The 13,292-nt window shown below is 69.5% G+C and carries 10 protein-coding genes; all 10 read right to left on the reverse strand.

Going from position 1 to position 13,292, the window contains the following annotated elements; all coding sequences use genetic code 11:
* Nucleotides 1-26: 26 nt before the first annotated feature.
* Complete coding sequence (gene fhuB, locus HOP52_RS08350; protein WP_238976918.1) at nt 27-2,003, reverse strand: Fe(3+)-hydroxamate ABC transporter permease FhuB; 1,977 nt, start codon at nt 2,001-2,003, stop codon at nt 27-29.
* A complete protein-coding gene (locus tag HOP52_RS08355; protein ID WP_238976919.1) occupies nt 1,993-2,910 on the reverse strand; it encodes an ABC transporter substrate-binding protein in 918 nt (305 codons plus the stop codon). Before HOP52_RS08355 ends, fhuB begins: the two co-directional genes overlap by 11 nt.
* 53 nt (nt 2,911-2,963) lie before the next feature.
* Complete coding sequence (locus tag HOP52_RS08360) at nt 2,964-3,734, reverse strand: ABC transporter ATP-binding protein (protein WP_238976920.1); 771 nt, start codon at nt 3,732-3,734, stop codon at nt 2,964-2,966.
* Nucleotides 3,735-3,755: 21 nt separating this feature from the next.
* Nucleotides 3,756-5,831 (reverse strand): TonB-dependent siderophore receptor, encoded by a 2,076-nt coding sequence (locus HOP52_RS08365; RefSeq protein ID WP_238976921.1) that lies wholly within the window; start codon nt 5,829-5,831, stop codon nt 3,756-3,758.
* 105 nt (nt 5,832-5,936) lie between these two features.
* On the reverse strand, nt 5,937-6,740 hold the full coding sequence (locus tag HOP52_RS08370; protein ID WP_238976922.1) for a helix-turn-helix transcriptional regulator: 804 nt from the start codon (nt 6,738-6,740) through the stop codon (nt 5,937-5,939).
* Between the two features lie 155 nt (nt 6,741-6,895).
* Nucleotides 6,896-7,624, reverse strand: coding sequence for a siderophore-iron reductase FhuF (gene fhuF, locus HOP52_RS08375; protein WP_238976923.1), 729 nt, complete (start codon nt 7,622-7,624; stop codon nt 6,896-6,898).
* Nucleotides 7,625-7,683: 59 nt separating this feature from the next.
* A complete protein-coding gene (locus HOP52_RS08380) occupies nt 7,684-8,202 on the reverse strand; it encodes an RNA polymerase sigma factor (protein ID WP_238976924.1) in 519 nt (172 codons plus the stop codon).
* 108 nt (nt 8,203-8,310) lie between these two features.
* Nucleotides 8,311-10,773: a GNAT family N-acetyltransferase gene (locus tag HOP52_RS08385; protein ID WP_275298111.1), complete on the reverse strand. Its 2,463-nt coding sequence runs from the start codon at nt 10,771-10,773 to the stop codon at nt 8,311-8,313.
* A gap of 3 nt (nt 10,774-10,776) precedes the next feature.
* Nucleotides 10,777-11,949, reverse strand: coding sequence for an MFS transporter (locus HOP52_RS08395; RefSeq protein WP_238976925.1), 1,173 nt, complete (start codon nt 11,947-11,949; stop codon nt 10,777-10,779).
* Complete coding sequence (locus HOP52_RS08400; RefSeq protein ID WP_238976926.1) at nt 11,946-13,274, reverse strand: lysine N(6)-hydroxylase/L-ornithine N(5)-oxygenase family protein; 1,329 nt, start codon at nt 13,272-13,274, stop codon at nt 11,946-11,948. The genes HOP52_RS08395 and HOP52_RS08400 overlap by 4 nt, the downstream gene beginning before the upstream one ends.
* Nucleotides 13,275-13,292: the final 18 nt, after the last annotated feature.

Genomic DNA, 13,292 nt, shown 5'->3' on the forward strand with positions numbered 1-13,292 from the left:
CCGGCCTCGAGAGGCAAGCGCCGCGCTTACCGGCGTCGCAGGCCCCACATGAAGTAGGCGCCCCCCAGCAGCGAGGCCACCAGGCCGGCGGGAATCTCCGCGGGGAACAGCAGCTGGCGGCCCAGCCAGTCCGCCAGCACCATCAGCAGGGCGCCGATCAGCGCGGCCCCCAGCAGGTGCACCCGGGCCCGGGAGAAGCCCGCCAGCCTCGCCATGTGCGGCGCCAGCAGGCCGACGAAGGAGAGCGGGCCCACCACCAGGGTGGCGCAGGCGGTCAGCAGGGCGACCAGCAGCAGCAACCCCAGGCGCGCCCGCTCCACACGCACCCCCAGCGCCGCGGCTGTGGCGGCCCCCAGCGGCAGGATGTCCAGCCAGCGGGCGAAGGGGCTTGCCGCCAGGGCCAGCGTCACGGCGAGCCCCGCGACGACCGCTGCGCTGACGGGATCGACGTAGTAGGTGGAGCCTGAGAGCCAGGCGATGACCTGCTGGCCGCGGGGATCGCCGCCGGCCAGCACGATGGCACGTACCGCATCGAACAGCGCGGTGATCGCCACCCCGCTGAGCAGCAGCCGCTCGGGCACGAAGCCGCTGCGTAGGTTGAGCAGAACCAGCACCGCCAGGCTGCCTAGTGCCCCCAGGGTGCCGGCGACGACCAGGGTCAGGTTGCCGGGGGCGGGCAGCAGGAAGATGGTGGCGATCAGGGCGATGGCGCTGCCGCCACTGATGCCGAGCACCTCAGGGCTGGCCATGGGGTTGGCGGTGACGCGCTGAATCAGGGTGCCGGCGATGGCCAGCATCACACCGCTGCCTGCGGCGGCCAGCAGCCGCGGCCAGCGCCACGCCAGCACTGCCTCGTCGAGGGTCATGAACCAGCCGCCGGCCGCCTGGCCCACCAGCAGGGCGAGCAGGACAGTGGCGGTGAGGCCCAGGGCCAGGCCTGCTGCCAGGCGACCGGGAGCCGGATGGCGCGGCGCCAGGGCCGTGGCGCCGCCGGGCGGGCGGCCGGTCTCCAGGCGCAGCCGGGGAATCAGCCACAGCAGCAGTGGCGCCCCCAGGGCGGCGGTGGCGGCCCCGGTGGGGATCAGGGTCGGCAGGGTGCCGGAGAGGTGCTGCAGCAGCAGGTCGGTGGTGGCCAGCAGCAGAGCGCCGAGCAGCGTCGACCAGACGAGCCGCGGCCCCAGACGGCGGACACCGGCCAGGCGCACGATATTGGGCGCCGCCAGGCCGATGAAGCCGACGACGCCCACCACGCTGACCACGCAGGCTGTGAGGAAGACCGCCAGCCCCAGCCCCGCCAGGCGCAGGTGCTTCAGCGACACGCCGAGGCTCCTGGCGCTGGCATCGTCGAGCTCGAGCACCACCAGCGGACGCAGCAACAGCCAGGCCGCGAGACCGCCCAGCAGCAGCCGCGGGGCCAGGAAGGCGGCGTCATGCCAGCCGTTCTGGGCCAGCGAGCCGGCGCCCCAGATCAGCAGCCCCTTGAGGGTCTCCTGATGAAACAGCAGCAGCACCATGCCCAGGGCCCCGGCATAGAGGTTCACCACCAGACCGGCGAGGACTACCACCGCCGGGGAGAGACCGCGGTGCCAGGTCAGGGCGAAGACCAGCGCCATGGCGCCGGCTCCCCCGGCCAGGGCCACCCATTCGCGCCCCGCCAGCAGAAGGCCGGGGGCGAGCAGGGTGGCGGCCATCAGCGCCAGGTTGGCGCCGCTGGCCACCCCCAGGGTGGTGGGGGCGGCCAGGGGGTTGCGCAGCACCTGCTGCATCAGCACCCCGGCCAGGGCCAGGCCGCCGCCGGCCATCAGCGCCATGGCCAGCCGCGGCCACCAGCTGTAGTGGCGCACCAGCGACGCCGCATTGTCAGGCGTCACCGTCGTCAGCGCGCGCAGGCCCTCGATGAGCCCCTCCTCGGCGAGCGAGCCGACGACCAGGGCCATCAGCGCCAGCCCCGGCAGCAGGCAGACCAGCGCCTGCGCCCGGCGGCGTGCCGACTCAGTCCTCATGGGACGCCTCCTCCAGGGCGGTGACCAGATGATCGGCGAAGCGCCGCGCCGAGGGCAGGGCGCCGAAGCTCCACACCGGGGGCAGGGTGATCAGGGCGTCCTGGCGAACGCTGGGCTGCCGCTGCCAGAGACCGCTGCCGGCCAGCGCCGCCTCGACGCCCACCGGGTAGGGTTCCACCACCACCAGTTGCGCCTCCAGGCCGACCAGCTGTTCTAGGCCCACCAGCGAGAAGCCCCAGGCGTTGGTCTCTCCATGCCAGGCGTTCTCCAGCCCCAGACGAGCCATCACGGCCTGGTAGAGCCCGCCCTCGCCGAACACCCGGACATGACGCTCGTCCATGAACTGCACCACCAGCAGCGGCGGTACCCGTGGGGGAAGCCGTTGCCGCAGGGCCGCCAGCCACGCCTCCGTCTCGATGACCAGCCGCTCGGCGTCCGCTTCCCGTTCGGCCAGGCGACCGACCTCGCGGGTCAGCTCGTGCAGCTGGCGCCAGGTCTCCCGGCCCGGGGAGTAGAGCGGCAGGTTCGCCACCGGGGCGATGCGCGACAGCCGCGGCGCCAGGTTGGCGAACATCGGCGAGATCAGTAGGCGGTCGGGAGCGAGGCTTGCCAGCAGCTCCAGGTTGGGCTGGCTGCGCAGGCCGAGATCGACAGTGGTTTCGGGCAGGCGCGGCGCACCGACCCAGGCATGGTAGGCATCGATCTGGGCGACCCCGACCGGCGTGACGCCCAGCGCTACCAGGGTCTCGGCCAGGGTCCAGTCCAGGGTGGCGATGGCCGGCTGGGCCAGGGCGCGTGGCGCCGGCACCAGGGCCAGGGCCAGCAGCAGCGCGAGGAGAACGCGGCGGTGCCACCAGGAAGGCGAGGCCGCAGCGGCCACGGCAGGGCAGGGGGGTGAGAATATCATCGGGGTGCGGGATTCCGGGGCTGGGGCACTGTGGGGCTGGGGGTCATGGGGCCTCAGGTATGGACCAGGGCGACGGGATGGTGGCCGGCGGGGTGCGGTAGCACCCGCATGGGGATGCCGTAGATGGCCTCCAGGGTGGCCTCGTCCATCAGCTCGGCCGGGGTGCCTCGGGTCAGTACGTGCCCGCCATGCAGCGCGACCAGGTGGTCGCAGTAGCGCGCTGCCATGTTGACGTCGTGGAGCACGATGACCACGCCGAGCCCCAGGGTCTGGCTGAGTTCGCGCACCAGCGCCAGCACCTCCACCTGGTGGGCGATGTCCAGCGCGGCGAGGGGTTCGTCGAGCAGCAGGAAGTCGCTGCCCTGAGCCAGCAGCATGGCCAGCCAGACCCGCTGGCGTTCGCCACCGGAGAGGGTATCGACCAGGCGGTCGGCGAAGGCCTCGGTGTGGGTGGCAGCGATGGCGCGGTCGATGGCCGCCTCGTCCTCTCGGGTGTGCCGGCCCAGCAGGCCGCGCCAGGGATAGCGGCCCATGGCCACCAGCTCGCGGCCAAGCAGGTTCTCGGTAGCGGGCAGCTGCTGGGGCAGGTAGGCCACCCGGCGGGCGAACTCGCGATGCCCCCAATGGGAGAGGGGGCGGCCGGCGAAGTGCAGCGCGCCCTGGCTCGCCGGCTGCTGGCGCGCCAGCAGCTTGAGCAGGGTCGACTTGCCCGAGCCGTTGTGGCCGATCAGGCCATGCACCCGGCCGCCCTCGAGGGTCAGGTCGGTGGCGGCGAGCAGTTGCCGTCCATGAACCTCGAAGGTGGCAGCACGGATCTCGAACATGCGGTGTTTCCTATGTGTTGATCAGAATGCGAAGTGGAGGGAGGCGGTAGCGCTGCGCTCGGCGCCGAAGTAGCAGAAGTTCAGGTCGTAGCAGGAGGCCACGTACGCCTCGTCGAGCAGGTTGCTGACGTTGAGGCGCGCGCTCATGCTGTCGAGGCCCAGGCGCGCCAGGTCATAGCCCAGGGTGGCTTCGACCAGGGTAGTGTCGGGCAGCATCTCGGTATTGGCGTCATCGGCGTAAATATCGGCGTGGTAGCGCACCCCGAGCCCGGCGTCCAGTCCGGCCAGGGCGCCATTCTGGACGGCGTAGTTGCCCCACACCGCGAGCTGGTGGCGCGGGACCTGGTTGCTGCGATTGCCTTCGTTGGCGTCGCCGGTTCTCTCCAGGGTCACGTCGGTGTAGCCGTAGGCCGCCTGTAACGAGAGGGCCTCGCTCAGCTGGTGATGGGCTTCCAGCTCGAGGCCCCGGGAGCGGATCTCGCCGGTGGCGCGATAAAAGGTCTCGTTGGGCCGCTTGGCGGAGACGTTCTCCTGGGTGATATCGAACAGCGCGAGGCTGTAGCGGTCGCGGCTGCCCGGCGGCTGGTACTTCAGGCCCAGCTCGACCTGCTCGCCCTCGGTGGGGGCCAGCAGGTCGCCGTTCTGGTCGGTGGTGCTGTTGGGGCTGAAGGAGGTGGAGTAGCTGGCATAGGGCGCCAGGCCGTTATCGAAGCGGTAGAGCAGGCCGGCGCGGCCGCTGATCTGGGTGTCGTCCAGGGCGCTTTCGGCACCGCTCTCCGGGTCTCGATTGGTGATCTCCACCCAGTCGTGGCGCAGGCCCAGGTTGGCGTGCCAGTTGCCGAAGGCCAGCTGATCCTGGAGGTAGAGGCCGGTCTGCTCCAGCTCGCGGCGCTGGAGCACCTCCGGGAACATCATGCTGGGTCCGGCGCCGTACTGGGGGTTGAAGGCGTCGATGGCCGGGAAGGCCCCCGAGGTCCAGGTGACGTCGTTGTTGCGCCGCTGATGATCCAGACCCAGCAGCAGGGTGTGCTCCACGTCGCCGGTGGCTAGGCGCGCTTCGAGCTGGTTATCCACGGTCAGCGCTTCCAGGGACTCGTCGCCGCCGGAGAAGAAGCGATTGAGCTCGGTGGCCGACGCCCAGCCGAAGGCGTAGACCTGGGCCAGCTCCACCTCGGTCTCGGTGTAGCGCAGCCGCTGACGGGCGCTTAGGGCGTCATTGAAGCGGTGCTCGAGTTCGTAGCCGACTATCACCTGGTCGCGCTCGAACTTGTCGTAGGCCTCCTCACCCTCGAAGAAATTATTGGCGATGCGCCGGCCGTTGCGGTCCACCACCGTGCCCTCGAAGGGCAGGCCGGCGTGGTAGCCGCCCTTCGGGTCGCGCTGCAGGTAGGCGTGCAGGGTCAGGCTGGTGGCGTCATTGATGTCCCAACTGAGCTGGGGGGCGATGGCGTAGCGCTCCTCCTCCGCTGGGCCGAACTGGGTATCGGCGGCCCGGGCCAGGCCGGTGAGGCGGAAGGCCAGGCGGCGCTCGGCGTCCAGCGGCCCGGTCACGTCGAAGGCGGCACTGCGCTGGGCATTGTTGCCCAGGCGCAGGCGCAGCTCGCCGCCGGACTCGAACTCCGGGCGGCGGCTGGTCTGGGCCACCAGGCCGCCGGGGGAGGCGCGGCCATAGAGCACCGAGGCCGGCCCCTTGACCACTTCGATACGCTCCAGGAACCAGGGGTCGATCACCAGCGAACTGAATGAGCCCCCGTCGCTCATCACCTTGAGGCCGTCGAGGAAGGTGTTATTGATGCTGCCGTCGGCAAAGCCGCGCAGCACCAGGTAGTCGTAGCGGTTGGAGGCGCCGATCTGATTGGTGAAGACGCCGGGGGTGTAGTCGGCGGCGCGCTGGACGCTCTCGGCGCCGCGGACCTCCCACTCTTCCCGCTCCACCATCGAGATCGCCTGGGGCGTCTCGAGAAAGGGAGTCTCGGTCTTGGTGGCGGCGCTGGCGGTGACCGTCAGGGTCTCCAGGAGCTCGTCGGCCAGGGTTGGAGCGGACAGCGGGGCGGAGGCCAGGGCGACGGCGAGGGTCAGGCGATGCAAGCGGGGCATAGGTCACTCTCGAACGGTTGTTTTGAAAGTGAGAATTGTTCCACTTATTCGCCTCTGTGGGTTATGCGCCCTGCGCAAGGAGTTATGGGCTGGCCCCAGCCTGCTTCAGTGTCGGGAACTCGCCAGGCTCCCCGGGGAAACGCCATAGGCGCGGCGGAAGGCGGTGATGAAGTTGCTGGCATGGCGATAGCCGCTCAGATGCGCGACCTGCTGGACGCTATGCCCGCCCAGCAGCAGCTCCCGGGCCCGGGACAGGCGCTGGCGGCGCAGGTAGTCGATAGGCGAGCAGCCGTAGGCGGCCTTGAAGCGGCGCACCAGGGTGCTGGCACTCATGGCGGCGTGGGTCGCCAGGGTCTCCAGGTCATGGTCCCGCTCGGGGGCCTCCTCGAGCAGGCGGCGAACGGCCTCCAGGCGCCTGGCCGGTGCCGTCGTGGCGGTCGTGGCCGGGAGGCGTTCCCGGGGCGAGGGGGCGAGCCCCTGGGCCAGCAGCTGTAGCGCCAGCCCCTGCAGGAAGAGGCGGCGCGACTGACCGGAGAGACCGCTGCGATAGCCCTGCTCCAGGGTCAGGGCCAGGGCACTGGGCAGCGACCAGGCGTGCGGGGCCGCCGATGGGGGCGAGTCGCACCACTGGCCCAGGGCCGCCTCACTCAGGGCCAGGCTCAGGGTGCGCAGGCGCTGGCCGTCGGGCTGGTGGGCACCGAGCACCTGGCGGTCGTCGAGACGCAGGGTGTAGGCTTCGCCAGCGGTCAACCAGCGCTCCCGGCCCGGAATGCCCAGGCGCACCCGCCCCTCCATCACCGCCACGATCAGCAGCGCCGCCTGGCCCCGGGAGCGGGAGGCATAGGGCTGGACCACTTCCAGGTCGGAGAGCACCAGCTCGGCCCCCGGGGGCAGCGCGACCTCCTCCACCCGACCCTGGGCGATGGGCAGCCGGGCGGCGTGCTCCGGCTGGCTGGGCGCCGCCGGGAAGCGGTAGTCGATCTGATAACGGCGACCGTAGCCGAGGAAGTCGGCGACGGTATGGCGGCGGGTGGCGGTGGTCGTTATGGCCTCATCCTCCGATATCAGCGCTGGCGGTCGTCGCGGCGTAGCGGGCAGTTGCCGCAGACGCCGAGCTCATCGATCAGATAGCGGATGCAGCACAGGCGGCGCACACGGCGGGTGCCGTCGCCTTCTCCCTCGACGTAGCGCACCGGGTGATAGAGCGGGTTGCGACGTCCGTCGGGCAGCGTGCGGCTCTCCATCAGCGCCCTGGCGGGTTCGGCGACGTCCGGCGCGGCCATGGGGTGATTGGCCAGGGCACCGGCGAAGTGCTCGAAGTAGTTGCCGGCATTGCTCCAGAACACCTTGGCCGAGGCGCCGGTGGTCGCGGCCAGGGCCTCGACCAGCGGTGTCAGGTGGTCGTCGAGCAGGGTGGCAAAGCGGGCGTGGGGATCGAGCCCGGCCAGGGGACGGCCAACATGGCGCAAGACCAGGCCGGTGGTCTGCCCCTCGGGAGACTGCACGAGATGAAGCTCGTCCAGGCCCAGCGGCAGGTCGCGCTCGAGCAGCAGGTTGGCCGCCAGGCCATGGGCGATCAGGGCGCTGAAGTGCCACTTGGACCACAGAGAGGCGACGGCCCGGCGATCGCCATGGTCGTACCGGGCGCCGAAGCGCTCCAGCAGCGCGTCCAGGTGGTCCGGGTCGAGCAGGTCTCTGGCGGGGGCGGCGTCGGCAGCTGGTGCTGTCGCCACCTTCGGGGGGGACAGGCCTTCCAGGGGCCCGGTATAGAGCGGCGGCAGCACTTGATTCATGGGGTCTCCACCGGAGTGTTGTCATGCGATACTATTTAAAATGATAATCATTATCAAGTTTAGCGCTGTCGGGTCGGCGACACGCTAAGCTGCTCTCGGCAACGGGCGATGGCCTGGGCGACATAGCGTCCGGCCATGCGCTCCGAGACATCCAGTCGGTGGCCGATCTCGGCCTGGGTGAGGCCCTCGATCCGGTGCCATACCAGGGCCTGGCGAAGGCGTGGAGGCAGGGTCGCCAGGGCGGCATAGAGTGCTCTTCGGCACAGCGCACTGTCGGCATTGCGCTCGGGGCAGGCGCGAGGGCAATCCAGGCAGAGGGCGGGCTCGTCCAGGGGCTGGCAGACCGGGCGCGAGCGGAGACGGCGGTGATGGTCGATGATCAGGTTGCGGGCGATACGAAACAGGTAGGCCCGTGATTCCACCAGCCGTCCCAGCTCGGGGTGCTGGCCGAGGCGAAGGAAGGCCTCCTGGCAGAGATCCTCGGCCAGGTGGGGACAGTGCAGCTGGCGGCGAAGGTAGCCTGTGAGGTCCGTGGCGTGACGCTGGAAGAGGGCATCAAGATCGGTATGGGCCGTCATGCGAGCTCCGTCCTGGGAACCGGAGAGACGCATTATATGCTAATGATAAACATTATCAATAAAGGCGGCCAGGTATCGCCCCAACGATGCCTGGCCAGCAATCCTTTGTCAGGCCAGGGCATCCTCGCCCGCCTTGGCCCAGGCGGGGTTCGGTCGATAGGCGGCGATGGGGTTGGCCAGGGTGCCGGCGAACTGCAGGTTCTTCGCCGGATCGGCCAGGTCGATCATCTGCTGATGATCATTGAGCTGCAGCCGGTTCAGGCAGGAGAGCGTGAACTCCGGAGCGAAGAGGTCGTGCCGGGCAAACTTCTCGGCGAACTCGGGGTGATCCTGCTGGTAGTCGACGACGCAGCAGGCCACCCGCTCCCAGAACGCTTGCTGGTCGATATCGCCCTGTTCGACGAGGATGGCGGCCATGAAGCGCAGGAAGCAGTCGAAAACGTCGGTGAAGATCGACAGGACCTTGAGCGGCTCGGGCACCGCCACGCTGATACGGGCGATCTCCTCGGGGAGCGCGACCTCTGTGTTCATGATGCCGATCTCCTCGGCGATGTCCTTCATGATGGCGCGTACCGGCACGCCGTCTTCCAGTTGCAGGATCAGGTTCTCGCCGTGGGGCATGAACACCAGATCGTAGGCGTAGAAGCAGTGCAGCAGGGGGCGGAAGTAGACCCGCAGGTAGCGGTCCAGCCAGTCGCCGGTGGCAAGCCCCGAGGCCTGGATGAGCCGGGGCAGTAGGGCGCGCTCCTCGGCGTCCACGTGGAGCAGGGCGGCCATGGTCATCAGCCGCCGGCCGTCCTGCTGGTATCGCACCGGACTCTCCCGCCACAGGCAGGCCAGCATCTTCTTGTAGGCGCTGTAGCGGTCGAAGGCAGGCTCGATGGCGTCGCGGCGAAAGCCGATGGCCGCCTCTTCGCGCAGTATCGTGAAGCCTTGGGCGGTAAGCTCCGGGTCAGTGTCGACCAGGGCCTTGATCCAGTCGTTGATGGCCGGGGTGGCGCGCATGTAATTGGGCGAGAGGCCGCGCATGAAGCCCATGTTGAGGATCGACAGCGCCGTCTTCACGTAGCGCCGGCTGGGCTGGCTGACGTTGAACCAGGTGCGGATCGACTGCTGGGCGCGATACCGGTCGTGGCCGTAGCCCAGGCAGACGATGCGGCTTCGGGCCACCTCGCCGGCGAAGGTGATGGCCAGCTTGTGGAACCACTGCCAGGGATGAGCGGGCATCAGCAGATAGTCCGCGGGGTCCAGGCCGCGGTCCCCGAGCCGGCGATGGAAGTCGGCGAGTGTGGCCTCGCCCAGTTCGTCGCGCAGCAGGGCCGCATAGTCCAGCCCCTCGATGGCACTGAAGTGGGCATCCTCGCGGTGCACGGCGAGCCACACCAGGGTGATCGGCGCGCCGGCCTCCGGCGCATAGGCGTGGTAGTCCACGGCGTCGAAGCCCAGGCGGCCATTGTTGGCCACGAACACCGGGTGACCCTCGGTCATGGCGGCCTCCAGGGTCTGGAAGTCGGCCTCGACCAGGCTGTCGGCGTTCGGGCGAGTGCCGGCGAGCTTGTAGGCGCCGCCGAACAGGGTGCTGGCCACCTCCTCCAGGTAGACCGGCAGCATCTCGTCGCCGATGCCCAGGGGTCGGCGAAACTCGAGGATGAACTCCTGGGCGTCGAGTTCAGCCGGGGCGCCGTCGACGCGCTTCTCCAGGGAGTCGAGGTCGATTACCCAGTGATCCAGCGCCAGGCGACGGGCGCGAAAGCGGTACTCGGCGGCCGTGCTCGGGGCGGCCAGCCGGTAGGCGCCGTGGCCCTCGGCGTCGATGGCGGTTGTTTCGACATTCAGGCCCTCGGGGGCCAGCAGCCGCTCATGGCTGAACTCGGCGATAGCCTTGCGGATCAGCCAGCGGTTGGCCCGGCTCCAGAGCTCTGGCCTCAGGTGGCCGGAGGCGCGGGCCGGGTCGGCGGCCAGGCTCGGGTCCAGGCGCGGGTTCTCGCTGCTCACCGCCGAGGCGAAGGCCTTGCGGTCGCAGAAGGCGAGGTGGGCGGTCTTCTCGGGTAGCTCGACCTCATGCTCGTAGACGAAGCCGACCCGGCGGTTGAGCGGGTGGATCTGGCGGTTGTGGACGTCGGGTTCCACGACCACTCGCCGCGTCCCAGCATCCTCGAATATGAACGCCAGGATGGTGGTGATCACCTGGGTGCTGAAGCCGGGCAGCGGTGTCTCGGCCGGGGCGACCAGGAAGTGCATGCCGCAGTCGCCCTCGGCCACTGCGTAGTGCTCGCCGATGGGGTCGTGGCGGGGGTCGTAGCACTCCACCAGGAAGGCCGGCTTGCCGTCGAACAGCCCCAGGTAACCCTGGGCGTGCTCGCTCTCCTGGAGGTCGCGGTAGAAGGCCTGGACGCGCTCGGGGGAGTGGCCCTGCATGCCCCAGAAGTGGGCCCGGGGTGCTGTGACCCAGGTATGGATCAGCGCCAGGTCGTTGGGCAGGTGCAGCGGTCGCAGGCCGAAGGTACCCAGGCCCTGGGCGTGGCGGGCATAGGTGATGTGGGTGGTCGGGATCGGTCGGAAGAGGTTCATGGGTCAGCTCCTTGCAGAAACGGGGCCGGTGGACCGCGCCGGGGTCGCCTCGACCCGGGCCAGCAGCAGGCGATGGGCCAGGGCGCAGAGCACGAAGCCCAGTGCGGCGACGAGGAAGGGGCTGGCCAGGCCCTGGGCGTCGACCAGTCGGCCGGCGCCCCAGGAGGCGACGAGCACGCCGAGCCCCTGGAAGACATGGATCTTGCTGAAATCGCTGGCGTAGCGCGCCGGGGTGCTGAGCTGGAAGATGCGTACCTCCAGGCGCACGGTGACGCGGAACAGCGCCCAGCCGAACAGCAGCCGGCCGGCCAGGATGGCCACAACCTCGCCGCTGGCCTGCAGCAGCAGGCCGATGAGGCCGATGGCCAGCGGCACCACGATGGCCTCGCCGCCCGGGCGCCGGCCCAGCAGATCGAGGGCCAGCAGGGCCACTGCCACGCCGCCGGGGATGGCGAAGACCGTGCCGGCGAGCGCCTCACCGGGCAAGTCCGAGGCCAGCTCCCAGTACTGGGTGAAGAAGGGCCGGGCCAGGAAGGCGCTGAAGTAGAACAGCAGCATCACCAGGCCCAGGCGCAGGATGGCGCCGCTGGTGCCCGGGGTGGGTGGGATGGCCGGGACGGCGTGGGGTGCCCGGCCGCGTTTGAGCAGCAGCAGGCAGACCGCCACCTGGAGGGCGTCGCTGATCGCCATCACCCGGAACACCTGGGCCGCTTGCCAATGCTCCAGCACCAGCCCGCCGACCATGGCGCCGAGGATGCCGCCGGCATGCACCACTACCGAGAGCACACCGATGAGCGTGGCATGGCGATCCCGGGGGGCGAAGTTCATCAGGTAGGGATAGACCAGCAGGTAGCTGGCCTTGGCCACCAGCATGGCCAGCGACAGGCCCCAGAACCAGGGAAGCGAGGTGATTACCGCGCAGGACAGGCTCAGGGCGCCGGCCACCAGTTGGGTGCCGATCAGCAGGCGCAGGGTACCGACCCGGCGCGCCAGGCGTGCCCAGGCGGGCAGCGCCAGCAGCACCACCAGGCAGCTCATGGCCAGGTAGGCGCCGGTGTGCGACGGGGCCTCCACGCCGAAGCGCGCGGCGAAGAACTGCGGGTAGAAGGGCAGCAGCATGGCATCGCTGATCACCGCCACGGCGGTCACGGCCACCAGCCAGGGGGTCGGGTTCATGCAGGCTCCGCGTCCAGCGGTTCGAAGACAGCCTCGCTGGGGGCGCCGAAGCGCTGGTAGGCGATGCGCTCCTCGATGGGGTAGATCTCCCTTCCGGTCAAGGCACGGATGATGCAGGCGTTGCGGTAGGGCCCCATGCCCAGATCCGGCGCCACCAGGCTGTGGGTGTGCAGCTCGGCATTCTGGACGAAGATCTCGCCGCGACCGCCGTCGATGTCGTAGAAGCGGCCCACGGCGTAGCGGCCGGCGTCGTCGAAGGCGATACGCGAGGTGATGGGCGCCAGGAAGTCCGGCATGTGATAGCGGTAGCCGGTGGCCATGATCAGCGCCGGGGTACGATGGCGGAAGTGGCGCTGCTGCTCGGCGTGCCACAGGGTCAGCTCGTACTCGCCGCACTCGGCGTCATGGCGGCAGGTCTCAAGACGAGTGTTGGTGAGCAGCTCCGAGCGGACCTCACCGCCAAGTTCCTTGGCGTAACGCAGGTCGTAGATGGCGTCGATCAGCTCCAGGTTGATGCCCTTGTAGAGGCTCTTCTGGCGCTGCATCAGTGCGTTGCGGGTGGCCTCGGGCAGGGCGTGGAAATAGTCGATGTAGTCCGGCGAGGTCATCTCCAGGGTCAGCTTGCCGTACTCCAGCGGGAAAAAGCGCGGCGATCGGGTAATCCAGTCGAGCCGGTAGCCGAAGCGGTCGATATCGGCGAGCAGATCATGGTAGATCTCGGCGGCACTCTGGCCGCTGCCGATCAGGGTGATGGCCTCCTGGCGCTGCAGCTCGGCCTTGTGCTCAAGGTACTCGCTGGAGTGCAGCGGGCGCGGGTTTACGTTGCGGCAGCCCTCCGGCAGATAGGGCGTGGTACCGGTGCCGAGCACCAGGTGCCGGGCCAGGTGGACCCTTGCCTCGCCGCCATGGATGTCTCGGCAGCTCACCCGGTAGACGCCGGTGGCCTCATCAAAGTCGACCCGGGTCACTTCGGTGCCGAAGTGGATACTGTCGAGCTGCGCCGCCGCCCATTGGCAGTAGCGGTTGTATTCCCTGCGCAGCAGGAAGACGTTCTCGCGGATGTAGAAGTTGTATAGCCGGCCCTGCTGCTTCAGGTAGTTGAGCACGCTGAAGCGGCTGGTCGGGTCGGCCATGGTGACCAGGTCCGACAGGAAGGGGGTCTGCAGGGTGGCGTCCTCCAGCAGCATGCCGGGGTGCCAGTCGAAGCCGTCGCGGCGCTCGAGGAAGAGGCCGTCGAGCTCCGCGATGGGATCGGTCAGGCAGGCCAGGCCCAGGTTGAAGGGGCCGAGGCCGATGGCGATAAAATCGTGCACTGTCTGTTGCATAGTGAGCTCTCGCTGGGG

Source organism: Billgrantia campisalis (genome assembly GCF_022341425.1).
Taxonomy (GTDB): Bacteria; Pseudomonadota; Gammaproteobacteria; order Pseudomonadales; family Halomonadaceae; genus Halomonas; species Halomonas campisalis.

Coding starts and splice junctions, on each gene's coding strand:
- fhuB (WP_238976918.1), bottom strand. CDS start 2,003: ATGAGGACTGAGTCGGCACGCCGCCGGGCGCAGGCGCTGGTCTGCCTG.
- HOP52_RS08355 (WP_238976919.1), bottom strand. CDS start 2,910: ATGATATTCTCACCCCCCTGCCCTGCCGTGGCCGCTGCGGCCTCGCCT.
- HOP52_RS08360 (WP_238976920.1), bottom strand. CDS start 3,734: ATGTTCGAGATCCGTGCTGCCACCTTCGAGGTTCATGGACGGCAACTG.
- HOP52_RS08365 (WP_238976921.1), bottom strand. CDS start 5,831: ATGCCCCGCTTGCATCGCCTGACCCTCGCCGTCGCCCTGGCCTCCGCC.
- fhuF (WP_238976923.1), bottom strand. CDS start 7,624: ATGAATCAAGTGCTGCCGCCGCTCTATACCGGGCCCCTGGAAGGCCTG.
- HOP52_RS08380 (WP_238976924.1), bottom strand. CDS start 8,202: ATGACGGCCCATACCGATCTTGATGCCCTCTTCCAGCGTCACGCCACG.
- HOP52_RS08385 (WP_275298111.1), bottom strand. CDS start 10,773: ATGAACCTCTTCCGACCGATCCCGACCACCCACATCACCTATGCCCGC.
- HOP52_RS08395 (WP_238976925.1), bottom strand. CDS start 11,949: ATGAACCCGACCCCCTGGCTGGTGGCCGTGACCGCCGTGGCGGTGATC.
- HOP52_RS08400 (WP_238976926.1), bottom strand. CDS start 13,274: ATGCAACAGACAGTGCACGATTTTATCGCCATCGGCCTCGGCCCCTTC.